Origin of the sequence: Aneurinibacillus sp. XH2 (assembly GCF_001439585.2) — a bacterium.
In the GTDB taxonomy this organism is placed as follows: domain Bacteria; phylum Bacillota; class Bacilli; order Aneurinibacillales; family Aneurinibacillaceae; genus Aneurinibacillus; species Aneurinibacillus thermoaerophilus.
In genome coordinates this window covers 3,182,251-3,207,808 of the sequence record NZ_CP014140.1, presented here as the reverse complement: position 1 = coordinate 3,207,808, position 25,558 = coordinate 3,182,251, and the positions used below count along the sequence as shown (strand labels likewise).

The window sequence follows — 25,558 nt, the reverse complement described above, 5'->3', positions numbered from 1 at the left end:
CCAATGAAGGCGTTGCGGTTGAAACTATATCAAGAAACGGCATGTTATAAAAAGCCGCTGGCGTTTAAAGTAGGAGAAACATATCCTTTGCCGCCATATGCAACAGTAAAGGGTATGTTGCATGCAATGTTGGGAGCAAATGAGTTTATCCCGATGCGTCTCAGCATCCAGGGAACATACGAAGCAAAGATGGTCGACTATCAAGCACACTATTTTTTTAAGAAAACAGATGTAGCCGAGTTTCCGCTTGTACTGGATGGATTAGCGTCGAAACCGTATGAATATGAGCACATGACCAAAATGCCACTCTATATGCATCTTCTGTATGGTGTGCAGTTATTAATTCATGTGGAAGCAGTACCGGAAGTATTGGAGGCTATTGTTGCGGCTATCGAAAACGGAAATACTCACTGGAGTCTGGGACGCTGGGAAGACCTAGTACGGATTGATGAGTATGAACTAGTGGAAGTAAAGGAAATAGAGGAACGTATTCGTTTAAAATATAATGCCTATATTTTGCGGGATGTGCTCAACTCATTGGAGACGGAACTAAATGCTGTACCGTATCAACTGAACTGGAAGTATGAGATCAAAAACGGGATTCGCCGCTGGGAGAAAATTGATGTTGGTTATGTATTAGCGGTTTCAGGTCTTGAATTTGATGCCGATGATGATGTGTTACAGGATCAGGATGGCAACCTCATTTTCTATAATTTGTAAGTAAGGGTGATGGGCATTGTTTTATGCCAAAACCAAGCCTGTCCAGACAATCCGTGAACATACGGATTGTCTGGTAGCTGAATTAGAACGGTTGAAAAGTACGTATGGTTCTCGTTTTGTCCACATGGATGAACGCATGTGGAAATTGTTACGTTTGGCAGTAGAGTATCATGATGTAGGAAAAGCATGGCCCGGTTTTCAAAATCGGTTGCGTAAACAGCTAGGGGAGAAGAAACTTCCAAATACTATTACATATTCTGTGCCGCATAACTATTTGTCGGTTGGTATGATTCCTATTAAGAAATATAAGTTAACCAAAGAAGAAAGTCGCTTGTTAATTCATGCTGTAGGGTACCATCATGAGCGAAGTGAACTACCAGATAAAGAGAAAATTGAAGAAATTCTAGAGAATGAGATGCGCCCATATCTACCACAATTAATTGATCATATGAAATTGGACATTCCAGAAACGTTTTCATATAAGTCTATTGCCCGATTGTCCAAGCGATACAGTCAGTTCGACGATGATTTTTATAAATATGTGCTGCTTAAAGGGCTTGTGCATCGCATAGATCATGCGGCTTCAGCGGGTGTTGATATCGAGTTACATGCGGATAAGCATATCGGAGCACAGGTAACCGCGTATATGGAGCACAAAGGATATGCGAAAAACGAGTTGCAGCAATTTGCAGAAGCAAATACAGATAAAAGTATTATTGTTATTGCACAGACCGGAATGGGGAAAACAGAAGCTGCATTGTTGTGGATTAATGAAGATAAAGGGTTTTTTACCCTTCCGTTGCGCGTTAGCATTAATGCGATTTATGATCGTATCCTCAGCCCCCAAGAAATTAACTATCACCCAGAAGCGCTGGGCCTGCTTCACTCCACTAGCAATGATTACCTTCAAGAGAAAGAAGAGCTGGATGAGAAGTGGGAGGACATTTATCGCCATTCACGTCATTTATCGTCCAAGCTATTGTTGACGACAATAGATCAGATTTTGAAGTTTCCATTTGGTTATCGCGGATTTGAAAAAGAACTGGCCGCCATGGCAAATGCCAAAGTGGTAATTGACGAAATTCAAGCGTATGAGCCTAAAATTGCCGCGATGCTTATTAAAGCATTGGAAATGATTCATAAAATTGGTGGCAAATTTATGGTGATGACCGCAACGTTGCCTACTATTTATCTGGACGAACTTAAAAAACGTAATATTATTACGGAGAGTGATGTAGGAAAGTTCATTAATCAGGATATTACCCGGCATCGAATTTGTCTGCGTCAGGAGGGAATTACAGAGGTAGGGGAAGAAATCATCGAACAGGCAAAAGATACACAAGTGCTGGTCATTGTGAATACGGTGCGCCGAGCGGTAAAGATGTATGAACAACTGAGGAAAGTCGATCCGGAAGCTAACGTATATTTGTTGCATTCACAATTTACACAGGAAGACAGAAAACTTCTGGAGGAAGAAATTAAATCGTTCAACAAGCCCAAACCGGGTGAACCACGGAGAAGTGGGGTTTGGGTTACGACGCAGTTGGTAGAAGCAAGTCTTGATATTGACTTTGATTATTTATACACAGAAATTTCAACATTGGACAGCTTTTTCCAACGGTTAGGGCGGTGCTATCGGAATGGTAAGCGCAGTCCGGTTCAACCAAATGTATATGTGTTTACAGAAGATGTGGCAGGGCTTGGATACATATATGATGCCGATCTTGTAAAAAAGGGCCTCGCCTTACTTCAGCCATATCAGGGCCGCATCCTTGATGAACAGGCGAAAGTTGAGATGGTACAGCGTTTGTACAGTCGAGAGAGTCTGGCGAATACAGCGTTTTTGCGAGAGTTTGAAGAGGCGCTTCATGAATTTGATTTTTTAGATTTTTATGAGGTAACAGGACAGGAAGCACAGAAGAAGTTACGGGATATTCAAACGGTTCAGGTAATTCCAGAGTGTTTTTTTGATGAGATATTTGATTTAGTGAAAGAGTATGAGAAATGTCAAGTTGATTGGAAGCGGCGTCAGGAGATTCGTAGAAAAATTGAAGCAAAGTCAATAGGAGTTTATCGTTTTCAGGCGGAAGATAAGCTTTCTACTTTGTCGGGATTAGACAATATTTTTATTTTGCATTGTGGATATGAATTTGACAGAGAAAGTAGGCAGGGGCGAGGTATTGTCAGTGACATAGAAATAACCATGTTCTCTTGATGGAGGGAGACCGATGGTGGAAGCAGATATCAAAGGACTTCAGGTGCACTATTATAGCGTATGTCAGCGAAAGCTATGGCTCTTTTCTAAAGGGATCACAATGGAACAGACTAACGATCGTGTTATGGAAGGGAAAATGCTGCATGAGCGTGCCTATCCACAACTCGAACAGAAAGAAATTCTTATTGATGATACGTTTAAAATTGATGCGTTTGATGGGGAATATGTTCGTGAAGTAAAAATCTCCAGCAAAATGGGCGAAGCAGATCGAATGCAGATGCTGTATTACCTGTATCAGTTAAAGCAGCGTGGTGTCGAAAAGAAAGGTCTTATTAGCTATACGAAAGAGCGAGATACGGAAGTTGTTGAACTTACAGAAGCCGAGGAAGCAAAAGTGATTGAAGCATTGGCTGGTATCAAGCGTATTTTGCAGCGGCCCAGGCCGCCTGGTTTGAAAAAGCTGCGATATTGTTCGAAATGTGCATACTATGAATTTTGTTTTGCAATGGAGCGGGATGAAGAATGTTAAAAGATCATTATATTTTTTCAACCGGGAGATTGCAGCGTAAGGATAATACATTATATTTCGTTGACGCAGAAGGAAAGAAAAAATCATTGCCCATTGAACAAATTGAAAACTTGCATATTTTTGGGCAGGTAGACGTAAATTCAGCGCTGCTCAACTTGCTGGCACAGTATGGAGTTTGTTTGCACTTTTATAATTATCATGATTACTATGTTGGGACATTTTATCCACGCGAGAAAAATGTGTCGGGTTATACAGTGGTTCAGCAGAGTGTTCATTATTTAAATAGGGAGAAGCGGCTGTATCTTGCTAGAAGTTTTTTGTATGGAGGAATTCATCATATGCTGCGCAATTTGCGGCGGCATAAGGAAAAAACAGAAGAAATTATACGAGCAATTGAAAAAGAAGCTGCCAAACTGGAGGATACAGCGAAAATTCCGGAATTGATGGGGATTGAGGGGCGTATTCGGCAAGAGTATTATCAGGCATTTAATGTGATGTTGAAGCCGGAGTTTGCATTTGAAAAGCGGACGAAGCGTCCACCGACTGATCCGTTGAATGCGTTAATTTCGTTCGGGAATAGTCGAATGTATACTGAGATTTTGTCGGAAATGTATAAGACGATGTTGGATCCTACCATTAGTTTTCTTCATGAGCCCTCCAGCAAGCGTTTCTCGTTAAGTCTAGATTTAGCTGAAATTTTTAAGCCGTTATTGGTAGACACATTGATTGCTTCGTTGGTTAATAATAGAGTAATTACGCTTAAGCACTTTGATGAGATGGAAGGCATCGTGTTCCTGAATGAAGAAGGACGGAAGAAGTTTTTGGCTGAATGGGAAAAGAAGTTAGAAACAACTGTGCAGCATCGAACATTGAAAAGGAAAGTGTCATATCGCTATTTCATCCGACTGGAGTGTTATAAACTGATTAAGCATTTTATCGGAGATACTTTGTATAAACCGCTAAAGGCATGGTGGTAGAAGATGTTTGTAATTGTGACATACGATGTGGGTGAGAAGCGGGTACATAAAGTATGCAAGAAGTTGAAACAATATTTGATGTGGACGCAGAATTCGGTGTTTGAAGGCGAAATTACAAAGGGAAAGTTAGTGAAGTGTCTGACGGAATTGGAGAAGATAATGGATAAGCGGGAAGATTCGATTTATGTATATGAGGTGCAAAATCCGAGAAATATCGTGAAGCGGGTGTATGGACAGGAGAAAAGTTTTGAGGAGATGTTTTTATAGTATGTAAGGGAAGTTTTAGAAGGGTTTGCAGTAAACCGGGTTTTTAGATAGAGTGAGTATGAAAACGTATATCGCAATGGTTTTGGCCTTTTTTTCTGTGAGGTTAAAAATAGAATTGCTGGCTTACTGCAAAAAAGCTGATTTTTGATTGTTTTTTAGGTGATAAAGACCCCGGCAAATTAATGATTTTCGCTGTTTTATTTTTAGGGTTTTATATGAACGTAGTGGGATATAAATGTCCCATCGTTCAAGCGTTCCGTCCGCTTTCTTACGTTTTATATGAACGTAGTGGGATATAAATCATTCGGGAGCTGTTACCAGTATACCACGGAAGGTGATGGTTTTATATGAACGTAGTGGGATATAAATTGGGATGTAATCAACGGCGGTATCCAGGCGGAAGAAGAGTTTTATATGAACGTAGTGGGATATAAATTACTTACCCTCCTGGGTGGGGGTTGTCTTTTCTACGTGGTTTTATATGAACGTAGTGGGATATAAATTTCAGAAACGATTTTCGGATGCTCGCCCAGTTTCAAGTTTTATATGAACGTAGTGGGATATAAATGGTTCCGTAGCGGGCATGGAAACGATAGAGCCCGAAAGGTTTTATATGAACGTAGTGGGATATAAATCGGCATTAACTTGCATCAAATTGGACGCGATATTATGTTTTATATGAACGTAGTGGGATATAAATTTTGTTGCGGGCGTAAAAGAAGGAAAACGCTGGGTTGTTTTATATGAACGTAGTGGGATATAAATAAAATTTGTGACACCTTATTCCGGGCGAAAAAGCCAAGTTTTATATGAACGTAGTGGGATATAAATTACATCCACACTATCTATTAGATAGTGCACAACCTTTAGTTTTATATGAACGTAGTGGGATATAAAGAAGCGATGTGGAGGACTCTGTAGATTTAAAAGCAATCGTATGCTGTGTACCGGCGGAAACTCCGCAGGATGTGGTGTGGGCATTAAAGGAAAAGAAAAAAACAGCCAAAATTTTTCGGCTGAGATTATGCGGTTACTCACTGTAGCAATCCGTACAGAATCAGACCCTTATACTGTGACATTTCCAATGCCGCAAGAAATACCAGATGATGTATTGCAATGGGTAAAAGAAGATGAAAACAAGAAAATGTTAGGCCGATTCATATACGCGGCACTCACCGGGTTACAGGGACAAATGCCGGGAACATTTCAACAAACAAAGCCAGAAAAGAGTAAAGAAAAGATGGAGGCGGACGAAGCGGCCCGGAAAGCAGCGGCCATGTTTTTAAATGACGATGAATAGAAAAAATCTTACCCGGTAGAAATCTAAAAATCTACTATTCTACCGGGTTATTTCTTGTTTTACCCGGTGAATGTATGGCCGTATCTTCTATGGCGTACCAATCTTCTTTACCTTTTTGGTGGTAAGAAAAATTAAAAAGAAACAGCCTGTTTGGTTCGCGGCTGTTTCTTTTTAATTTAAGAGAATTAAATCGGGCTAACAAATATAGCACCCTCAACACTTTCAGTTGGACTTAATACAACAAAGTTCCGATCAGGTGAAAAGATATTATGCTCAGTAAAGTGAAAACGGTTATAAATATCCCATGTTATGATATCAGCTTTGTTTTTGGCTGGAACATCCGGAATCATGAATTCATGTGAATATTCTACCTTTTTATCCAATTTAACACCTGTAGTTGCCTTGAAATAGTCCGCAAATCCTGCCTCTAATGTAATGAATGTTTCCGTTGAGAATGTTCTATCTACTGTCTTTTTTAGTGTCACTCTCTTGTCGCTATAATTATATACCGTAGTTGTTGCATGCCCATAATTATATCGGTCTACCCCCCTGTATGTATAGCCGCTTTTTGTGCCATAGGTAGGTGTTACTACTTCTGATGAATTGGGAGCCGAGTTTAGAGCTTGCTGTTGGACCTGATTCATCAATTCTTGCTTATATGACTCAGCGCCCTCTTTACTATTGAAATAAAAAACAGGAATTTCATTTCCGTTTATGATTGCTCTTTCCACTTTGTATGGCTTATTGGTGTTTGAAATATTTTCAGTAGACTGTATTTGTGATGTACTGGAACTCGGTTGAAAGCTTTCATCAGCAAAAACCATGCTGCTTCCTAAAAGACTTATCGCAGCAACCAAAGGTATGATTTTCGATTTTTTTGCCATAAAAACATCCCCTTTTTATTGTAATATTTATATAATTAAATGGCACCATAAAAATACAATATTTAACATTTATTTGGTTTAATTTGTAAAATTAAGTTATTTGATGGAATCATAGGAGGTTTATATGAGAATATTAACACTGATGCTTGTTATTTCTCTATTTCTTACGTCTTGCACTGAAGTGAGAGACAAAGAAAAAGAACAGAAGAAAAACCAAATAAAAGAGGAAGTATGGTTGAAAGGGAAGGGGGAAAACTGGAAAATAGAAAATTGTTCAGCGAGAATTTTTGGTAATTCTATAGAGTTTGAAGGAGGCAAGATTCAATATATTGGCTCTGACCTATTTAAGAACGAAAAAAATTTAAAAGATTTTTCGCTAGAGTTTTATCTAAAGGATAATACCCCTTTATACCGACATAAATTAATATATACTGATGTCAATATTCTAATAAAAAATGAAAAAATTGGTTTAATAAAAACTGATCTTCCTGAAAATAAGATATATGATACCAAAAAATACTTTGAAGAGATGTATTGTCTCATTACATGGAATCAAGAAGGAAAGGAAAAAATAGAAAAAATAAAACTAAACATTGTCGAAAGTGAAAAAAATCCTTGAAGAATCAAAAAACAACCCATACTTTTAGTTGAAAAAGACGGAGTAATACAATTTTGTATTTGCTCGGTTAGTTATTTACCCGGTAAAATCAAAATAGACAATCTGCTATGCTTGAACCAATTACAAATTGTACGGAAATACAAAAAAGCCACCGGGACTGATGGGGCTCCTACCTCCCACCAGTTCTGGAACGCCGAACAGGCCTCGGTGACCAGGCGAAACGCTCCGGCGACTTTTTATTACGTTTTATCTGAACGTAGTGGGATATAAAAATCTCCTTAATCTTGCGTCATTCATACACCATGATGTTATTCAACCATCGTTTCATTCGTCTAATATTTTACAAAACTCTTTTTCCAGAATAGAAAAAGAGCATGGGTCAATCCATTTATTTCGCTAAAAAAAGTTCTTCTTTAAAAAATAGCTCCCCTTGTCATACCAATACATTCCATTGATGTTGCTGAACGCGTGTTATTTGAGTTACACATTCCGACTACTTTATGTGCATTCAACTTTTCAAAAGCGAACTTGTAGTAAAAGCTTTGCCGCTTCGCTTCCGTAACCTCGACCCCAATATTCAGGAAGGATTGAAAATCCGATTTCCCGGCTTTTTCTATAATTGACATAGCTCCAAATTTGTGCTAAACCAATCGGCGTTTTACTTCTATCCGCTGCTAAAGTTACAACAAAATTATAATGGTTCGTTTCTTCGTTTTCTTCAATTTTACGTAACAATTCTCTCGAACAACCTTTTCATCTAACGCTACATATTCTTCAAAATACCATAAATCTTTATTATATTCTAAAATCCAAATCATTGACTGATATCTTTGACAGCAATACTTTTTGTCCCGAAATGTCCATTAAACATTCCTACCTTTTTCTATCTTGTTTTATCGTACGGAAGAAGTGTATGTTAAGGTTATTGTAAAATATTTCTTTATCTATTAGATTTTTTGGATATATTAATGTGTAACACTCTCATTTGCTTTAATTTGATTCGGCCGATGAGCTGATGAAGATGCGAACTTCCAGCGTGAAAACAAACGGGGCTGTCTCATAAATAAGTGAGACAGCCTCCCTTTTTTTCTTGGGTCAACTATTTGCGGGTCGTGTTAGCGCAGCGCCGCCAGATCCACTTTCGGCACAAGTCCTTCTTCTGCAGCCCGACTAAGTAGGGCGGTCACGGCTGCGTACCCATCTTCACCCAGATTCGCGGTGAACTTGTTTACGTACAGGTCAATATGAGCCTGTGCTACTTCAGGGGCCAGCTCCTGAGCGTGGCATAGCACGTACTCACGGGATGACTCCGGGTTCGCCCACGCGTATTCGACCGATGCGCGAATCCAGCCTGCGATCGCTTCCAGATCCAATGATCGACGGGCGATGATTGCTCCTAGCGGAATGGGTAGATGGGTGTCGGCTTCCCACCAGCTTCCTAAATCAACCAAGAGATTTAAACCATACGAAGGATATGTAAAGCGCGCCTCGTGGATTACCAGCCCGGCATCGACCAAACCATCGCGCACCGCCGGCATGATTTCATGAAACGGCATAACAATAATTTCACCCACGCCTCCTGGCACGTGCTGGGCTGCCCATAGCCGGAACAGTAGGTAGGCGGTTGATCGCTCACTAGGCACTGCGACCCGTCGGCCAGAGAGCATCGCTGGTTCCTTAGTTTTGGACGTACTGCTTTTCGTTAGCACCAATGGCCCGCAGCCTCGACCCAATGCCCCTCCGCATGGAAGTAATGCGTACTCGGACAGCACCCATGGCAGAGCTGCATACGAAATCTTGAGCACGTCCGGCCCGTTGGGGCTCGCTGCCAGACTGTTGGTGATGTCGATGTCCGCGTATAAAACGTCAAGCCGGGGTGCACCGGGCACAAGTCCGTGTACCCAGGCGTGGAAAACAAACGTGTCGTTGGGGCAGGGAGAAAAAGCGATTCTCATAGTAACACCTCCAGTAATACTGAGCTTGCTGATTCTAGTATGTTTAGAGCTTCTTCGATACGCCATGCAGCTCGGTCACGTGGCCCGACGAGGTTCGATATAGCGCGAATTTCCAGGATTGGAATGCCATGATTATGGGCTGCGGTGGCTACGCCATAACCCTCCATTGCCTCGGCGGTCGCCCCTGGTACCCGCGAGGCTCGTTCGAAGGAGGTTGCAGCGGTACCCGTCACGGTTGATACAGTAAGCACCGGGCCAGTAGTGACCGGTAGTCCAGCGGCATGTAAAGCCTCTGTGACCTGGGTCACCAGGCTAGCATCGACTGGGATGCGGGTGGAGCCAAAGCCCAGCTCGTCCAAGCTACAGAAGCCTTCTGGAGTTTCTGCTCCCAGGTCGGCGGCGACGATCTCGTTTGCCACCACTAGAGAGCCTACTTCAGCCCGATTGGCAAATCCACCGCCAATTCCGGCGTTCACTACCAGGCCGTACTTGGCAGTTGCTAACGCCGTTGCCGTGCTGGCTGCGGCAGCCGCCGGGCCGACGCCTGCCACTAGGACGTTGAACCTGCTGTTGCCGTGAAGCCCACGCAATACCGCGTCTTTCTCGGCTGGGACAGAGGTTATCACGAGTACGCGCATTTCCGTTTCCTGTTGTTTGGGGTGTGAAACAGCAGGCGTTTTTGCGCTCAAATCAAAATTCATAATTATGCTCTCCTTTATTTTCTATCTACAATGACTTTGTTCCAAGCATGATCACGCTTTACTATTTTTAAAAAATCTATATTTTATCTGCTCTGTCCTCTCTATAAAACGCAGCAAGAATTTTTACATCCACTAAAATAATATTCTTATTCAAAGTTATCTTTATCTTAACGCCGTGTAAAGAGGGGAAGTTTATTGAAAAATTTTTATGGGAATGTTTGGAGACGAACATAGATTTTCATATTCGACATAATAATAAAGAAATTCTAGTTTTTTAAAAATTCTGTTTATTTCGAGAAATATGATTCAATACGTCATTGAATCAGGGTAAGGGGCGTTTATTTTTTACTTTTGATTTCTTAATGCTTGAGAAATTTTTTGGGTAAAAAGCTTAAAAACAATGCTTTGCATTTGGTATAATAACTCTTCATACATTTTTTATATTAAGTCTATTTTGAATATATTGTATAATTTTCATTGTCTTAATAGAAAAGGAGGCACATGGAAGGGAAACGACACGATAAGTGAAAAAGGGATGCGAAGCTGTTACGATAGAGCGTTGATTGTTTCGAATTCGAAGATAGGAATATTAATTTAAGGCGGACGACTGTTTGAGCTTACATGTTGCAGTTTTAGGTGTTGGCGGTGTAGGTTAAATATGTGCTGCGGAAGTTGTGAAAAAAGGGTATGTAAAAAAGTTAATTCTCGCAGATATCTTCGCCGAAGGAGCAGAGAAATTCGTGAAAAAGTTATGTGAACAAACATCTGCAGAAATTGTTGTTCGTCAGGCAGATGCAAGCAGTACGGAAAGTGTTGTGGCGATTTTAACGGATGTTGATGTCTTGCTTTATACGAGAATACCGGAGTATAATTTTAAAGTTATGCAAGCATGCTTAGATACAAAAACACATGATATCGACATGGCTTCCGACGGCCCAGACTCGCTGTTACAGCAGTTAGATTGGGATGGTAAATTTAAACAAGCGGGTATTGTAGGAATTATGGGATTGGGTTGTAATCTTGGATTCTCCAATGTTGCTGCTCGTTATGCCGCTGATTAAATGGACACTGTAAAAACAATTACTATTCTCGATGGGGATAACTCTGAAGTTGATTACGACGGCTTTTGTGCTTACTTTAGCCCGCAGACTGCAATTTTAGAGAGACTACGGGCGCGAGGAATGGAATGGTATGTTATTAAGAAAACAAGTCCGATTATAAAAACGGCTTAATAAATAAAGGGTTTTTGTAAGTAAAATGGAGTAGCTTCCATTACTGGAGGCTATCCTGCTATATTCACTAAAACCAAAAAAATAGAGACTCTTATGTAGAAGAAACGTCGATTGAGACCGTTTTGCCAAAAGAAGGGGGGTATTTTCATTGAAAGAACAGACTAACCTGAAGCGAATACTTACATTAGCACCTGTTGTCATGATCGGACTTGCTTATATGGACCCGCTCGTCGTATTCGACTCATTCGGTGTGGTGGCACAGCTGACGAAAGGGCATACAGCTACTTCCTATATCGTAATCGTTGTAGCTCTGTTGTTTACTGCTTATAGCTATGGAAAAATGGTACAAGCCTATCCGTTTGCCGGTTCTACGTATACATATACGCAGAGAAGCTTCAGTCCTTACGTCGGTTTTCTTGTTGGTTGGGCGGTTATGCTGGATTATTTATTTCTTCCGATGGTCAACTATGCTATTGGTGGGGTTTATCTTTCCTCTGCTTTTCCAGCGATTCCATACCCAATATGGGTCATCATTTTGGCGACCATTCTGACTACTGTCACTTTACTAGGTGTTAAATTAACGGCAAATGTTAATACTTTGTTTGTCTCCTTTCAATTACTTGTAACAATTACATTTGTTGGATTTATGGTGAAAGGGATTACAAATGGGATAGGCGCTGGAGTTTTAATATCCTCAGAACCTTTTTATTCAACAAACATTGATTTGGGGCTTATTATGTCAGGTGCCGCCATTCTTTGTTTTTCCTTTTTAGGATTTGATGCCGTTACAACACTATCGGAAGAAACGCTTGAACCGAAAAAGACAATTCCAAGAGCGATTTTTCTAGTTGCATTGATAGGCGGAGTATTGTTTACGACAACTTCATATTTTCTGCAGCTTGTGCATCCAGATTTTGCGGCGTATCAAGATGCCGATGCAGCTTCAATGGAAATTGCTGAGCTTATCGGAGGTGCATTCTTACAAACTTTCTTCCTGAGTGGCTCCATGGTGGCTGTTTGTTCGTCTTCTCTGGCATCGCAAACAAGCGCTTCACGTCTTCTGTTTGCGATGGGGAGGGAAGATTCCCTGCCAAAACGATTTTTTGGTTATATTCATCCGAAGCTTGGCACTCCGGTATTCAATATTTTATTCATCGGTGTTATTTCTCTTACCGCAATAATGGGTGAACTTGAGGTGATTTTTTCATTCATCAGCTTTGGCGCACTCATTGGATTCACATTCGTGAACTTATCTGTCATTGCTCATTATTTTGTGCGAAATAAGCAGCGTGGTGGAATGGATACGATTCGCTATCTTGTAATACCGGCTATTGGTGCAGTGGTTAGTATGTGGTTGTTTACAAGCCTTCATATATCTGCTCTCATCCTTGGTGTGAGCTGGATTATAGTCGGGGTTGTCTATTCCTTCTTTATAAGAAAGAAAAAACTAAGATTAGATCTCGCAATTGAAGAAGCTTAGATCTTTGAAGACCATTTCATCAGCTTGATGAGGTGGTTTTTTATTCCCGATATACCCTTAATTTATTTTTATCTAAACCGTAACGTCTACATTCACTCCTGAATATTTATTCTTTTCGATAGCGAAAAAAGTGGAAGCAGGATGCCCGGTTGTTCCATAAATAATAAAGAAAATTAATCCCGATTTGACTTATATGTATTATTGTATTATAAAATAGATAAGACAAAGCAAGAAACAATCCAGAAAGATTATAAATAAGAACAAGGTGGGGTTAAATTGACAACATTTTTGGTGATTGTGAACGTTGCCTTTATGCTTTTATTTATTACAGGCTTATATATAATGCAAAAAAAGCATATCTCTTTTTCAAAGCGTGTCTTTACGGCATTAGGAGTAGGAGTAGTATTTGGGCTTGTAATGCAATTTTTTTATGGTACAAAATCTGAAGTTGTTAAAACATCTATTGATTGGTTCAACATTGTAGGAACAGGTTATGTAAAATTACTTCAAATGATTGTAATGCCACTGGTATTTATTTCAATTTTGTCCGCTTTTACAAAATTAAAATTGTCTAATAATATTGGAAAGATTAGTGGAATTATTATCGGTATATTAGTAGGTACAACTGCGATTGCTGCTGCGATTGGCATTGCAACATCGTTAACTTTTAATTTGGAAGCTGTTCAAATAGAGCAAGGAGATGCTGAAATTACTCGTGCAACACAACTTGAGCAAAAGCTGGGCGATATTCAAAACATAACATTGCCGCAAAAAATGGTAGAGTTACTGCCAGAGAATCCGTTCATGGATTTAACCGGTGCACGTCCAACTTCCACGATTGCAGTGGTTATTTTTGCTGCGATAATCGGTTTGGCTTTTCTCGGAGTCAAGCGAAAAAATCCTGAACAAGCTGATATATTCGCTAAGATTGTTGAGACTTTCTATACCATCATTATAAGGGTTGTAACTCTTGTTTTACGTCTTACACCATACGGTATTCTGGCATTGATGACCAAAGTTACGGCTACTAGCGATTATAATGCAATTTGGAAATTAGGAAAATTTGTAGTTGCTTCATATGTTGCATTAATCATTATGCTTATCATTCATTTGCTTTTGTTAGCTTTTGCGGGATTGAACCCTATGACATATGTAAAAAAGGCGCTTCCAGTTCTGATCTTTGCCTTTACATCACGTACCAGTGCAGGGGCATTACCGCTTAATGTAAAAACCCAAACCAATGAATTGGGTGTTCCTGAAGGAATTGCAAACTTTGCAGGTTCGTTCGGACTTTCCATTGGACAGAACGGATGTGCAGGGATTTATCCGGCGATGCTTGCTGTCATGATTGCGCCCACCGCGGGCATTGATCCATTTACTCCTTCTTTTATTCTAACGTTAATCTTGGTCGTAGCCATCAGTTCTTTTGGTGTAGCTGGAGTAGGTGGAGGGGCAACATTTGCGGCATTGTTAGTATTATCAACGATGAACTTACCTGTTGCTTTAGCAGGGTTGCTTATTTCGGTAGAACCGTTGATTGATATGGGGCGTACCGCTTTAAATGTTAGCGGAAGTATGACGGCAGGATTGCTTACAAGTAAAATAACGAAAGAATTGGATGCAAATGTTTTTGCTGAGACGAAGCAGCAAAAAGCAGAAGCGCTATGAAGCAGAGAATGGGGTACGATACCTTATTGCTTTGAGAAATTTTATAAAGCAAGATTAGAAGAGCAGGGTGTTCCAAAAGCGGTCGCTTTTGGAACACCCTCTAGTTTATTTTATCAGAGATTAAATACATTTCCTCAAAACTTTGGCAACGCCTCCACAGCATCAGCCAAATCACTATAACTGTCTTTTAAGTATATTACTATGACCGGCAAGCCTCCGTACTTTCTCAATATCATTGTTCGTCGCCTTGAACATCCACTTACAAAACGTATGCCGGAACATGTGTGGTGTGAGCTTTTTATTTGGCAGACTGTAGCTTTCAATCATTCGCTGAACGCCCCGTACCGAAAATTTCGATGAGCAAAAGACGTATGGCGATGCGGCCACATGCGTTTTCTTTTTTGCCATTTCTGCGCGAAATTGCAACCAGTCCCCCAGTTTCGCCAGTAACCAGTAAGATATTGGAGATCGGCACCGTCAGGACTTTCATCCTCTTCCCCATCATCCGAATTCGTTTTACATCCAAATCCAGGTCCGTTAATTTAAGATTGGACAGTTCTTCCACACGCAGTTCCGCATAGGTAAGCAGGTAAACAAACGCATAGTCCCTCTTATATTTCTCCTCGGGCTCGACTCCTCGGCTTTGAACCGGTTTTTTCCGCATACGATGCAATAAGTCCGCAAATCAACTTCAAATTTGTGTATAAAATAGAAAAATATTCTTTTTTTATATGGAAAATTTTTCTGTTTAATAGTATAATTCTTATTAGAAAGTTTTAAAACAATAAATTAGAAAGGTGGTAGGTAAAATGAAGAGACTGATTTTATCAGCAGGTTTATCCACAGTAATCCTAATGGGTAGTATGGGGTCAGCTTTTGCCGCAGAGCCACCAACTAATTCTCCGGATGGTGGACTTGGTAGTATTCTCGGAGCTGTAAATCAATTAGTTGGTAGTTCTAAAGTAAATGTCCAGAGTGGCGTCAGTTTGAATGTAGATGATGTAACTGTGACAGCAAAAGCGGTGAACTCGACTGAACAATCTGGATTAACTGGATTAATCAGCGGTGGAATTTTAGGTGGAACTAGCGGAACCTCTGCTTCCGCATCCTATGCAGGGTATTCAGCTAGTACCTCGGCAAACGGTAGCTGGGGCCTCGCATCTTCGGTTCAATCTATTGGTGGGTTATTGAACAATCTGGGTCAAGCATTAAAATAACATGCTAGAAAAGGAAGGGAAGTTATAATGAATAAGTGGATCAAAACAGTTGGACTTTCAGCAATGTTAGTGGCTGGTAGTTTAATAGCTGGTAATGCGATTCCAGCCTCTGCAGCAGGTCTTGGCGATATACTGGGATCGGTTAATAGTTTAGTAGGAAGTACAAATGTATCTAGTGGTAGTTTAGTTAATGCTAGCGGCCCTAATTTTAACATTCAAGCTGGTTCCACTTATACAGTTAATCAAGATGGCGTTACGGGTCTGTTAGGAGGAGTTCTTGGTGGCACATACAACACCAGTGCGAACCTAAGTGGTCCGAATGGACTGTCTGCATCAGCTTCCACTAACGGTGGCTATGGTCTGGCTTCTTCAGTTCAGTCTCTGGTTAATGGATTAGGTGGTCTACTTGGTGGACTTTTGAAATAACTTTTTCATAAGGTCAGAGATTGATCTCTGGCCTTTTTTACAATGATCATTCTAGTATTTAGAATATTATGTATATTTATCATGGAGGCATATTGATGAAAGGATCGCTTTTGATATTACCACTTTTATCTCCTTTATTCGGATATACTGGTCATATTGCAACACCAGTAACACAAGGTCAGGTATCTGTATCCATTTCGAGCCCCACTGAATCGTATTACCAAAGCAGTATCATTCAACAACTTACTCCTCAAACTTTTGGAGCATCTGTTGAAAAGTCCGTCACGCTGCCATCAGGATTAAATATTTCTGCTAGCTCTTCTTCTACAGTCATAGTACCAGAGTTTATAAAATAATGAGGAGCAGGGAGTTAGCTAAGGGGCTCGGATTGTCAGTAGGCTGGGATGGAAAAACGAGGACAGTTAACCTATCTTAAGTTTGCTAATGTAGATAATTTTCTTTTTTTAGGTTTAAAGATTAGGTTATTATTACTCGAGTTCGACAAATCACTAGGCAAATAAAACACCCATAAACCTAGGCCAGATCAGGGATTATGGGTGTTTTTTTGTGTCGTTTATGTGTGTATCCAGAGTTTAGGAAGGATTTTTAGAAACTTTAGAGGCGGCTCCACCCCTACAGCCGCAAAGATTTGACGCTGTTAAACCGTCAGTTCCGTGCATTGGTGGACACGTCATCATTAATACATTTGGAATCAATGTTGCGGGTGTTCCACTACCATATTGGATGAGTCATTTCTGAGCATCATGAGAGGCTACTGACTGTAATGTTCAACTTCACATCAAATACGCTTCCATTCCTTAAAATAATCGTTCCTCAAAATCACCTGCATATTTTTAATGTCCTTATTTTTACACAATTATACAGGCTCAACTACATACAGTATACAAAGTAGGTTCATTACCTTTCTTTTTCATTATTTTATTATATTTACTTTACAAACATAAGTTATGTGTTGTATATTACTAATATAAAATTAGTTTTATACTTTTAATAAGTAATAGGAGGTACTCATATTATGATGGATCTTGGTTTGTTACTTATTCGTTTGGTAGTGGGTTTGACATTTGCGGGACATGGGGCACAGAAGCTCTTCGGTTGGTTTGGTGGATATGGCCTCAAAGGAACGGCGGGATGGCTGGAATCCATCGGCGTGCGTCCGGGTATACTGATGGCTCTGCTCGCTGGTCTGGGAGAATTGGTGGGAGGTTTGCTGTTTGCTGCCGGCGTATTTACTTGGCTTGGTGCGGCCTTGATTGTCATTACCATGCTTGTTGCCATCGTTACTGTTCACGGTAAAAACGGATACTGGATTACGCAAAATGGTTTCGAATACAATCTTATGCTAATCGTGGTAGCTATCGGGATTGCTCTCATTGGGCCTGGTGCATACGTACTTCTGTAAGAAATATTGCTTCTTTTTTTCTTTATGCATAGGACTCATTGCTTTTATTCTGTTATAAATTGAAGGAACAAATAAAAAAGCCGTTTCTGTTCTGAGGCTGTTAAATTGAGTAATAGCAGGGTGACGCTGTTGCTCAGTTAAACAGCTTACTGAATCGGAACGGCTTTTTTATTCGCGTAACAAGCTAAGCACAACTAAATCGGGCTCAAACGAAAACCAGCTTTTCTTGGATAATAAAATGTCGTAGTAAAAATTAGAGACTTTTTTCTTACCTCTTTTTTAGATTATAAGCAAATTTTCTACCTTCAAAGCACCATAGATTTTTGAAATACCAAGGAAAATCATAGTTTTCAAACAATTATTCTCCCATTCAAGCGTCTTCTGTATCTAAAGAACTATTAAGTAGAAAAAAAGAAATATTTAACAAGGAATTTTTTAGCATCAGAAATATGAAGGAGTAAAAAAGAACCAAAAATTGGTTAATTAAATATATTTTCAACATATTTTCAGTAAAAAAAAAGTTACAACTTCTGGCTTGTTTACACTTTTTTAGGGAAGGAGGTATGATGAGCATGTACAGAGTTACCTGTACACAAAGAACGTGAAGGAGGAATAAAAATGGAAAAACCAACCATTCAAGCGGCAGGAAACCCGTGCGCAATTTGTGGAGGATGCGCGGCATGCTTAGCAGATGGTCCGATCCCGGACTTTGAAGGATTTGGTGTCAGCATTGTTGCCGGTATCTTCTAAAGAAAAAGCGAGATATAAACATCCCGCTCAAACTGCTTCTCTCTATTGAGAAAAGCGGAAAATATTCTTCACTGTTAATTGTAGCACATGTAGCAAAGAATGGATAGGGGGCTTAAGGCCCCTTATCTATTTATCACTATGGGCTTACTGAAAAAGAAAAATAAAATCCGGAAGATGAAAATCGTAAGCACGATGGAGGAATAAAATGAATTTCAATGAGCATTATTTTTCTTTGCATGACAACGTACAATTACATTTAAATCCGGTACAAAGCTCATTGCTCCGACCTTCCAGCGAACGAACTGAAATTACTGACAATCGTGTGTCCGCCATCAACAAAACCGCCGCAGAGCTGTTAATGCGGTGTGATGGTACGAAAACAGGATTGGAAATTTTAGAGGAAGTATGCAAGCAATACAAGGAAGCTCCTTCTACTCATTATGTGTGGGTACGCGATTTTTTCATTCAACTCAAAGGAATGGACATTTTGCAGGAGATGGAACAGCCATCCCATAAAAAAGTAAAAGTGTCCGGAAATTTTGATTATCCTACCCCCGTTCATGCTACCGTTGAACTGCTTGCCCGATGCAATCTTCGCTGCGCTCACTGTTATCGGGAAAGCAATCCGGAAGTTGAAGACACGATGAGTTATGAAGACGTAATGCGCCTGTTTTCTATTCTAAAAGATAACGGAATCTATACGTTGGAACTAACCGGTGGAGAAATTACGATTCATCCTCACTTTTTGCCTGTACTTGAAGAAGCGCTTAACAAATTTGAATTGGTTGGATTGTTAACAAATGGAACAAGAATTACAGATGAAATGATTCATATTTTGCTTCCTTACAAAGAAAAAGTATTTTTCAGCATTTCTTTGGACGGGCCGAACGCTGAAGTACATGAAGACCTTCGCCGTGTCAAAGGAGCGTTCCGGCGGACATGCGAAGGCATAAAAAAATTAGCGGATGCTGGCATTCGCGTCCGCGCCGCGATGAGCGTCTATCCAAAAAATATGTGGCTTATTGAAGAAACTTTGCTGCTTGCGAAAGAACTAGGAGCTATATCGTTCAGCTATTCCAAAGTTGATCCCTTTGGTCGGGGAACGAACATCTTGTTCGAAAAAAAGAAGGGAAAAGAGTTTACGGAGTATTTTGAATACGAATCATCCCTGATTCAAAAACATAAAGACTTTATTGCTCTGCTTACAGACGATCAAATGCGGCTTTCAAAAGCACGGACGAACTGCGGAGCCGGCTGGCGCTCCATTACCATTAACCCGTTTGGAGATGTCCGCCCTTGCGTACTGTTTCCGCAGGGGGTGATGGATCTGGGCAATGTATTTCATCAGCCGTTTGAAGACATCTTCCGTTCGGAGAGAGCGCTACAGCTTTTTCGAATGACGGCTCCTGTAAAAAGTGAAACGTGCAACCCAAATTGTAAAAACAAAAATTATTGTAACGGGTGTGTGCTTCGTGCCATTGAGGCGAACTCGCATTACAAGAAGCCATGCGGATGGATTGAAGAAAATGGGCTCGCTTCCTACACTAAGCACCCAGTGTTTGTATAACGAACACCGGACAGGGATATCCGCCTGAGAAAAGGATATCCCCATTCTTTTCATGATATCCACGGAGAAAGGATTTATGAAATGAAAACCGAGCAACAACATAGCCATAAGGCTTCACAAATCTTATGGCGCTTATTGAAAGAAAACCGGAAATTTGTCAGTTGGTGGTTCGTCTTACTGGTTTTTACTTTGGTTACGACTTTGCTTATTTCTTCTATCCCGTTGGTTGTAAAAGAAATTATCGATCAGGCCCTGCTGAAAAACAATACAGCTTTGCTCTTTCAATTACTTTGCCTTCTTTTTTCTATTTATCTTGTCCATATCCTTTTGGAAGGTGTGAAAACATATATTCAAACGCTGGTTGGACAGCGAGCTGTGGCGATTTTTCGGCTGCGACTGTTTCGGAAAATACTGTCTCTTCCGGCCGCTTTCTACGACCGTCATCCTACGGGAGATATTCTCAATCGAATGGAAGGTGACATTAATGTTGTTGATTTCCTTACATCCAGGCTTCTCTTTCTCAGCTTTTCACAAATCATGATGATGATGTATAGTCTCGGCATGATGGCGTATTTAGATTGGAGACTTTTTCTAGTAAGCGCCGTCTTGTTTCCGACTGTTTATGCGGTTCAAATGTATTTTGGAAAAAAGATTAAACAAAAAACCCTACAGTTACGCACCTTTGCCTCAGGCATTTTCACAGCTACGCAAGAGAGCATAATCGGCATTCGATTCATTCAGGAAATGGGAAGGAGATTATTTGTTGGAACCCGTTATATTAAAAGCCTGCGCAGCGTGATTCGTCAACAATTGCACCTTGCACGCTTCTCAGTCTTTGCATCTGCAGCAATGAGCGGAAATGTGATCTTTATGCTACTAATTTCTTATGGTTTAGGGGGATATTTTGTTACTCAAGATTTGCTTACTCTAGGTACGCTTATTGCATTTAATACATACATCGAAAAATTATATTCTTCGCTGACGGTTGCTTCAACCTACTGGATTGAAATGCAGCGGGCAGCAGCAAGTGTGGAGCGTTTATATTGGTTGCTTGACCAGCCTTCCTTATCACGAGATGGACAACGGCTTGAGCGTTTGCAGGGACATATTGTGTTTCGTGATGTGTCTTTTCATTATGAAGGGAAGCAACAGACGTTGGAAGACATTACGTTTGACATTCAACCTGCGACCACCACAGCTATTGTAGGTGCGAGCGGCTCCGGAAAAAGTACGCTCCTTTCCTTGATTATGGGGCATTATCCGGTGGCGAAGGGAAACATTTTCATTGATGGGATTCCGCTTTCATCGCTGTCGCTTACCAGCCTGAGGAAAAAGATCGGGGTTGTATCGCAACAGCCTTTCTTCTTTTTGGCGACTATACGCGAAAATTTACAACTGGTAAAAAGGGAAGCAACTGATGAAGAATTATATGAGGTTTTGGAAGAAGTAGGGTTGGGAGGATGGGTGAAAGAGCTTCCCAATGGTTTGGATACTATGGTAGGAGAGCGCGGTCTTCAGTTATCAGGTGGACAAAGGCAAAAACTTGCACTTTCCCGTGTTATCTTGCAGAATCCTGATATAATTATTTTAGACGAAGCTACTGCTTTCTTGGATAATTTGTCGGAGGAGCAAATCAAGCGTTTGCTTCGCTCCCGATTTTTTGGAAAAACCATTGTAATGGTAGCTCATCGCCTATCTATGGTACGTGAAGCGGATCAGGTCATTATGATTGAAAATGGGCGCATATGTGCGCAAGGAACACACGAATATTTGTTTGCTACTTCTCTTTCCTATCAAGCTTTGTGGAAAGATGAGGTTTCTGCCTTTACATAACCATACAAGGAGGAGATAACATCATGAATCAGCTTATCTTTCGGCTCGTCATTCTGGCTTTATTTATCTTTGTGGCCATCAAAAACGGGAACAAAGGCGGATGGGTCACCTATGCGATTTGGGCTGCGGCTGCCATTTGGGCCATTGATACTATAAGAAGGGTTCGGAAACGATGAAGACGGCTTTCGTACTTACTGTAAAAAATCTAAGCAAAACATACGGGGAATACAAGGCGGTTCACCCTTTGACTTTTTGTATACGACCCGGAGAAATTCACGGTTTATTAGGTCCAAATGGCGCTGGAAAAACCACTACAATTAAAATGATTATTGGTGTCTTAGAGAAAACGTCTGGAGATATTGAAATCAATGGCATTTCTTTGCAGGAGGAGCCAGTCCGAGCGAAGAGGAATGTATTTTATGTACCCGATCATCCTGTGCTTTTTGAAAAAATGACTGGAAAAGATTTTTTATCTTTTATGGCTGATCTGTATGGTGTTGATTACTGTTCGTCTCTTGTTGAAATTGAATCGGTGATAAATCGGTTTCAGCTGACTCCACATCTAGCAAAAAGCATTGGTGAGATGTCGCTTGGAACCCGGCAAAAACTGTTGCTTACCGCCGGTCTTATGGTGCGGGCTCCACTGCTTATTCTGGATGAACCGATCGTAGGTCTCGATCCTGAATCGATCCTGTATTTTAAGGAATGCTTGCGCGAGTATGCCCAGCAGGGAGGAGCCGTCCTGTTTTCCACACACCTGTTATTCATGGCTCAGGAACTATGTACTCATCTGGTCGTTATGAAACAAGGAACGATGATCGCTGCCGGGCCTGCCAGCGAACTCATATCAAAACAAAACCAAAATCTGGAGCAGGTATTTATGGAGATGATAGCACATGGGGAGTAAAGCGACCTGGCTGCTTGCGCGAACGATCTTGCGAGACTATTTTACTTTTACCAAGAAAAAGACGATTTTATTTATCGTGACGATAATATTGTTGTGGAACGTTCTTTATGAAAATGCAGGGCTTTTTTTTCACAGTGTTTCCTTCCTCTTGCCTTCAAATCTTGTGATGCTTTCGCTGATCGGAACGCAAATTATTTTTTTATATGTGACATTTAACTGGTTGATGTCAGCGCTTTATTACGGCAAGAATACAGAAACGCTGCTGGCCCTGCCCTTTACTAAAAGCCGGATCGTATGGACTTATTTTGCGGTGACCTTGTTGCGGTTTTATGCCTTCAAATTGTTATTTTTCTTGCCGCTTGTATACGCGGCGATGAGAGCAGGCGACTCTTCCTGGACGGAGTGGGGCCTTATCATGGCCAGCCTCTTTCTGTTTCCGGTTTTCACGCAAGAGCTTTCTTTGCTGCTTTTGTTAGTTCTCTTTTCATTTTCTGTAAGAAAAGGGGGGCAGCACATCGCAATAATCCTAGCGGCAGTGCTGTTCATTCTCACTGCTGCGCTCTGGCTTCGAAGTCATCCAGCGTATCTTAACGCGATAGCGGAAACGGTACATCATCCAGCATTTTGGTTCGGGCTGAGCGGGAGTATTGGGGCGTTAGCCGTTCTTCTTCAATTTTTCATTGAAAAAAGCTGGCTAAAAGGGCGTGAGCAGGCGAAGCAAACGAGCGTTGCGGCCGATTTTCTTCCCGGGATGAACAATCAATTGCTGAAAAGGGAAATCAAAAACTTTTTTCTTACGCCTACGTTTATTATTAACTATATTGCCATGGCCATGCTGGGAACAGTGTTTGTATTCTTTTTCATTAATAACTTATCGGCGCAGCTGTTTCCTTCCGTTTTTTCCGCAGATGACATATTCATGCGAGGAAGCGCTATTTTTGCGGCGATTTATTTGTTAGCCATGATGATGTCAAGTTCTACCGTAGCATTTTCGCGGGATGGAACGGAATGGACATATCTGCGTTGCCTTCCGCTTTCTTTTTCGGCACTTTTTCATATCAAGCTTTGGTTTTGTTATGCTGTAGATATATTGGCTGTCTTTCCGGCTGCAATCTTTTTATTCTGGTGGCTTCCGCTCGGCTCGGTTGTTATGATACCCGTGCTTGGGGTTGCGATCGCTGGAAGCATTTTGACGCAAACCCTTGTCAAAATGGCTGTGGATGCTATATGCCCCCAGTTTGCGTGGAACAGTCCGGCGCAAGCGCTGCGCCATCCGAAACGCTATATTGCCTATTTGGTGAATCTTATCGTTATGGGTTTATACGGAGGAATTGGCTGGGGTTCCTATCACTACGGAGTGTTTTCCTTTTTTGAAACAATTTTTCTTATTATATTAATGGAAGCTATAGTAGCCGCGTTTCTTTATTTATTTTTACGCATTGAAGGAAAAAAAGCGGATCGTCTTTCCAGCTGTATATTGAAGGTATAACAGGTTTTAGCATCATTCATTCATGCAGAGGCCGTTCTGGATGTTCAGGCGGCTTCTGCATGAAGGGTACCATAGGCTATTTTTGTTGCAAATAAGGAGTCACCTGCTCGATAACTTGTTGTAACGCTTTGGCATTCATTTCGTATTCCTGCTTGACTTTTTGATCTGTCGTTTCAAGTGCGAAACTTTCTAAATCGGCTTGGCATTTTTTCAAGGTCGCCAATACTAACGGAAGTTCCTGGGGAGTTGGCACCGTAATGTTATCGTTATACAAATCGACATATAGCTGGCCATAGCTATCCACCTGGCCCAAATATACATTATCCAAGGATACTCCTATTTTATCCAAGGCGGTGTGCAACCATCTTACAGATAAACCAGCCGCCTTAAGAGGTTCCAGCATAATCTTGCCGTCCAGAATGACGGTTTGCGCTTCTTTTACCGGGGCTGGTTTCATCTGCAAGTCGCTTGGGGTAAGCGGCTGTTTGTCTTTTTTCAACAGCACGCTAACCTCCCCGTTTTGTTCAAGGACAGCAAATTCCACATCAGCCACAGAAAACACATTTTTTAAACGCAGCTGTTCCAATAATTCCTCTCCAGCATATCTTTCCTTTTTTAGATTTTCCTCCATGATCTTTCCATCTTTTATCAGAACAGTCGCATTCCCCTCCACAATGTCATTAAACTTTTTATTTTTGAGCGCTAAATAACCGAAAAGAATAGGAATAAGCGCCCAGATAAATAAACTGGTAAAGCCATGCAGCCAATTCGCTTCAAGGTCGGATGAAATAAAGGCCGCGAGCGAACCTATGGTAATTCCTACCACATAATCAAAAAAAGTTATTTGGGAAAGTTGGCGTTTTCCCATCAATCTTGTTAAAAAGAGCAATACAACAATGGATATAATGGAACGAATAATCACTTCTAAAAAATTAGGCAATAGACTCCCTCCTTTGACAACAAAGATGCAAATTTTTTTCGTTTATAGTTTGCTTTGCAGGCGTAAATGATAAACATGGAATTTTGAAATTTGTTGCTTTAGACCTTACGTTTTCAATACGTAATCAGGTATTTCGTCAGGCCGGACATTTCGTCTAATTTAAAAATAAATCAATCAATTCAAAAATGAATAATTACTTATGTATCAAAAGTTTTTTAAATATATCAGAAATAGTAAAAATGGTTTTTATTCAAAAATGAATCAATCGGAAGTTGAGCCGATGAGAAGTCTACGTGAAGAAACATGGAACGGGTGAAAAGCGAGTTGAATGTTCTCCGGAATAAGTACCAGCTTGCGTATGGTATGATTATCAAGAGCGAGAAAATGATACAGAACGACGACGGAAATAGCAAAAGCCATCGGTATTAGTCAACCTTTCGTTTCTCGTAAAATTAAAAA

General features: G+C 40.7%; 26 protein-coding genes, 1 pseudogene and 1 CRISPR repeat array. Of the genes and pseudogenes, 20 read left to right on the top strand and 7 right to left on the bottom strand.

Annotation, left to right across the window (positions count from 1 at the left end; translation table 11 throughout):
* Positions 1-3: 3 nt before the first annotated feature.
* The 6 genes from cas5b (at position 4) to ACH33_RS15940 (ending at position 6,008) form a co-directional block, all read left to right on the top strand.
* Entirely contained in the window at positions 4-720 is a 717-nt protein-coding gene (cas5b, locus tag ACH33_RS15965) for a type I-B CRISPR-associated protein Cas5b (RefSeq protein WP_057899894.1), read from the top strand.
* 16 nt (positions 721-736) lie between these two features.
* Positions 737-2,935, top strand: a complete 2,199-nt coding sequence (locus tag ACH33_RS15960; RefSeq protein ID WP_057899893.1) for a CRISPR-associated helicase/endonuclease Cas3 — start codon at positions 737-739, stop codon at positions 2,933-2,935.
* A gap of 13 nt (positions 2,936-2,948) precedes the next feature.
* Positions 2,949-3,464, top strand: a complete 516-nt coding sequence (gene cas4, locus ACH33_RS15955; protein WP_057899892.1) for a CRISPR-associated protein Cas4 — start codon at positions 2,949-2,951, stop codon at positions 3,462-3,464.
* On the top strand, positions 3,458-4,441 hold the full coding sequence (gene cas1b, locus ACH33_RS15950; protein WP_057899891.1) for a type I-B CRISPR-associated endonuclease Cas1b: 984 nt from the start codon (positions 3,458-3,460) through the stop codon (positions 4,439-4,441). Before cas4 ends, cas1b begins: the two co-directional genes overlap by 7 nt.
* Positions 4,442-4,444: 3 nt before the next feature.
* Positions 4,445-4,708, top strand: a complete 264-nt coding sequence (gene cas2, locus ACH33_RS15945) for a CRISPR-associated endonuclease Cas2 (protein ID WP_057899890.1) — start codon at positions 4,445-4,447, stop codon at positions 4,706-4,708.
* A gap of 208 nt (positions 4,709-4,916) precedes the next feature.
* Positions 4,917-5,606: a CRISPR direct-repeat array (repeat unit 29 nt; unit sequence GTTTTATATGAACGTAGTGGGATATAAAT).
* Positions 5,607-5,732: 126 nt separating this feature from the next.
* On the top strand, positions 5,733-6,008 hold the full coding sequence (locus tag ACH33_RS15940; protein ID WP_162265050.1) for a hypothetical protein: 276 nt from the start codon (positions 5,733-5,735) through the stop codon (positions 6,006-6,008).
* Positions 6,009-6,193: 185 nt separating this feature from the next.
* Here ACH33_RS15940 and ACH33_RS15935 read toward each other — a convergent pair whose 3' ends face one another.
* Positions 6,194-6,892, bottom strand: coding sequence for a hypothetical protein (locus ACH33_RS15935; protein WP_057899888.1), 699 nt, complete (start codon positions 6,890-6,892; stop codon positions 6,194-6,196).
* Between the two features lie 124 nt (positions 6,893-7,016).
* Here ACH33_RS15935 and ACH33_RS15930 point away from each other — a divergent pair, with 124 nt between their 5' ends.
* A complete protein-coding gene (locus ACH33_RS15930) occupies positions 7,017-7,511 on the top strand; it encodes a hypothetical protein (RefSeq protein ID WP_057899887.1) in 495 nt (164 codons plus the stop codon).
* Between the two features lie 516 nt (positions 7,512-8,027).
* Here the strand turns inward: ACH33_RS15930 and ACH33_RS20210 are convergent.
* From ACH33_RS20210 to ACH33_RS15915, 3 genes are all read right to left on the bottom strand, one after another.
* The gene (locus tag ACH33_RS20210) at positions 8,028-8,246 is read right to left on the bottom strand and encodes a GNAT family N-acetyltransferase (RefSeq protein WP_236781910.1); all 219 of its coding nucleotides are present in this window, start codon (positions 8,244-8,246) and stop codon (positions 8,028-8,030) included.
* Between the two features lie 380 nt (positions 8,247-8,626).
* Positions 8,627-9,466 carry a 1,4-dihydroxy-6-naphtoate synthase gene (locus tag ACH33_RS15920; protein WP_057899886.1) on the bottom strand — a complete coding sequence of 280 codons (840 nt, stop codon included), beginning with the start codon at positions 9,464-9,466 and terminating at the stop codon, positions 8,627-8,629.
* Positions 9,463-10,167, bottom strand: a complete 705-nt coding sequence (locus ACH33_RS15915) for a futalosine hydrolase (protein WP_057899885.1) — start codon at positions 10,165-10,167, stop codon at positions 9,463-9,465. The genes ACH33_RS15920 and ACH33_RS15915 overlap by 4 nt, the downstream gene beginning before the upstream one ends.
* A 674-nt stretch (positions 10,168-10,841) precedes the next feature.
* Between ACH33_RS15915 and ACH33_RS15910 the strand changes: the two genes are divergently transcribed.
* The 3 genes from ACH33_RS15910 (at position 10,842) to ACH33_RS15900 (ending at position 14,547) form a co-directional block, all read left to right on the top strand.
* A complete protein-coding gene (locus ACH33_RS15910; protein WP_057899884.1) occupies positions 10,842-11,228 on the top strand; it encodes a saccharopine dehydrogenase NADP-binding domain-containing protein in 387 nt (128 codons plus the stop codon).
* A 319-nt stretch (positions 11,229-11,547) separates the two neighbouring features.
* Positions 11,548-12,879, top strand: a complete 1,332-nt coding sequence (locus ACH33_RS15905; protein ID WP_057899883.1) for an APC family permease — start codon at positions 11,548-11,550, stop codon at positions 12,877-12,879.
* A 276-nt stretch (positions 12,880-13,155) separates the two neighbouring features.
* The gene (locus ACH33_RS15900) at positions 13,156-14,547 is read left to right on the top strand and encodes an L-cystine transporter (RefSeq protein ID WP_057899882.1); all 1,392 of its coding nucleotides are present in this window, start codon (positions 13,156-13,158) and stop codon (positions 14,545-14,547) included.
* Between the two features lie 134 nt (positions 14,548-14,681).
* Here ACH33_RS15900 and ACH33_RS15895 read toward each other — a convergent pair.
* Positions 14,682-15,232, bottom strand: a pseudogene (locus ACH33_RS15895) (tyrosine-type recombinase/integrase); the annotation flags it as partial.
* A gap of 124 nt (positions 15,233-15,356) precedes the next feature.
* On the opposite strand from ACH33_RS15895, the gene ACH33_RS15890 reads away from it, so the two are divergent.
* From ACH33_RS15890 to ACH33_RS15860, 10 genes are all read left to right on the top strand, one after another.
* The gene (locus tag ACH33_RS15890) at positions 15,357-15,764 is read left to right on the top strand and encodes a hypothetical protein (RefSeq protein ID WP_057899881.1); all 408 of its coding nucleotides are present in this window, start codon (positions 15,357-15,359) and stop codon (positions 15,762-15,764) included.
* A gap of 27 nt (positions 15,765-15,791) precedes the next feature.
* Positions 15,792-16,190 carry a hypothetical protein gene (locus ACH33_RS15885; RefSeq protein ID WP_057899880.1) on the top strand — a complete coding sequence of 133 codons (399 nt, stop codon included), beginning with the start codon at positions 15,792-15,794 and terminating at the stop codon, positions 16,188-16,190.
* A 95-nt stretch (positions 16,191-16,285) separates the two neighbouring features.
* A complete protein-coding gene (locus ACH33_RS19520; protein ID WP_139184998.1) occupies positions 16,286-16,546 on the top strand; it encodes a hypothetical protein in 261 nt (86 codons plus the stop codon).
* Between the two features lie 680 nt (positions 16,547-17,226).
* On the top strand, positions 17,227-17,613 hold the full coding sequence (locus ACH33_RS15880) for a DoxX family protein (RefSeq protein WP_057899879.1): 387 nt from the start codon (positions 17,227-17,229) through the stop codon (positions 17,611-17,613).
* Positions 17,614-18,231: 618 nt separating this feature from the next.
* The gene (locus tag ACH33_RS19515) at positions 18,232-18,363 is read left to right on the top strand and encodes a subtilosin A family bacteriocin (protein ID WP_139184999.1); all 132 of its coding nucleotides are present in this window, start codon (positions 18,232-18,234) and stop codon (positions 18,361-18,363) included.
* Between the two features lie 205 nt (positions 18,364-18,568).
* Positions 18,569-19,930, top strand: a complete 1,362-nt coding sequence (locus ACH33_RS15875; RefSeq protein WP_057899878.1) for a radical SAM/SPASM domain-containing protein — start codon at positions 18,569-18,571, stop codon at positions 19,928-19,930.
* A gap of 81 nt (positions 19,931-20,011) precedes the next feature.
* A complete protein-coding gene (locus ACH33_RS15870; RefSeq protein WP_057899877.1) occupies positions 20,012-21,763 on the top strand; it encodes an ABC transporter ATP-binding protein in 1,752 nt (583 codons plus the stop codon).
* Between the two features lie 23 nt (positions 21,764-21,786).
* Complete coding sequence (locus ACH33_RS19510; RefSeq protein WP_156424100.1) at positions 21,787-21,939, top strand: hypothetical protein; 153 nt, start codon at positions 21,787-21,789, stop codon at positions 21,937-21,939.
* Complete coding sequence (locus ACH33_RS15865) at positions 21,936-22,670, top strand: ABC transporter ATP-binding protein (RefSeq protein WP_057899876.1); 735 nt, start codon at positions 21,936-21,938, stop codon at positions 22,668-22,670. The genes ACH33_RS19510 and ACH33_RS15865 overlap by 4 nt, the downstream gene beginning before the upstream one ends.
* Positions 22,660-24,159: a hypothetical protein gene (locus ACH33_RS15860; RefSeq protein WP_057899875.1), complete on the top strand. Its 1,500-nt coding sequence runs from the start codon at positions 22,660-22,662 to the stop codon at positions 24,157-24,159. The genes ACH33_RS15865 and ACH33_RS15860 overlap by 11 nt, the downstream gene beginning before the upstream one ends.
* 76 nt (positions 24,160-24,235) lie before the next feature.
* On the opposite strand, the gene ACH33_RS15855 is transcribed toward ACH33_RS15860, so the two are convergent.
* A complete protein-coding gene (locus tag ACH33_RS15855; protein ID WP_057899874.1) occupies positions 24,236-25,099 on the bottom strand; it encodes a DUF421 domain-containing protein in 864 nt (287 codons plus the stop codon).
* 261 nt (positions 25,100-25,360) lie between these two features.
* On the bottom strand, positions 25,361-25,519 hold the full coding sequence (locus tag ACH33_RS19505; RefSeq protein ID WP_156424099.1) for a hypothetical protein: 159 nt from the start codon (positions 25,517-25,519) through the stop codon (positions 25,361-25,363).
* Positions 25,520-25,558: the final 39 nt, after the last annotated feature.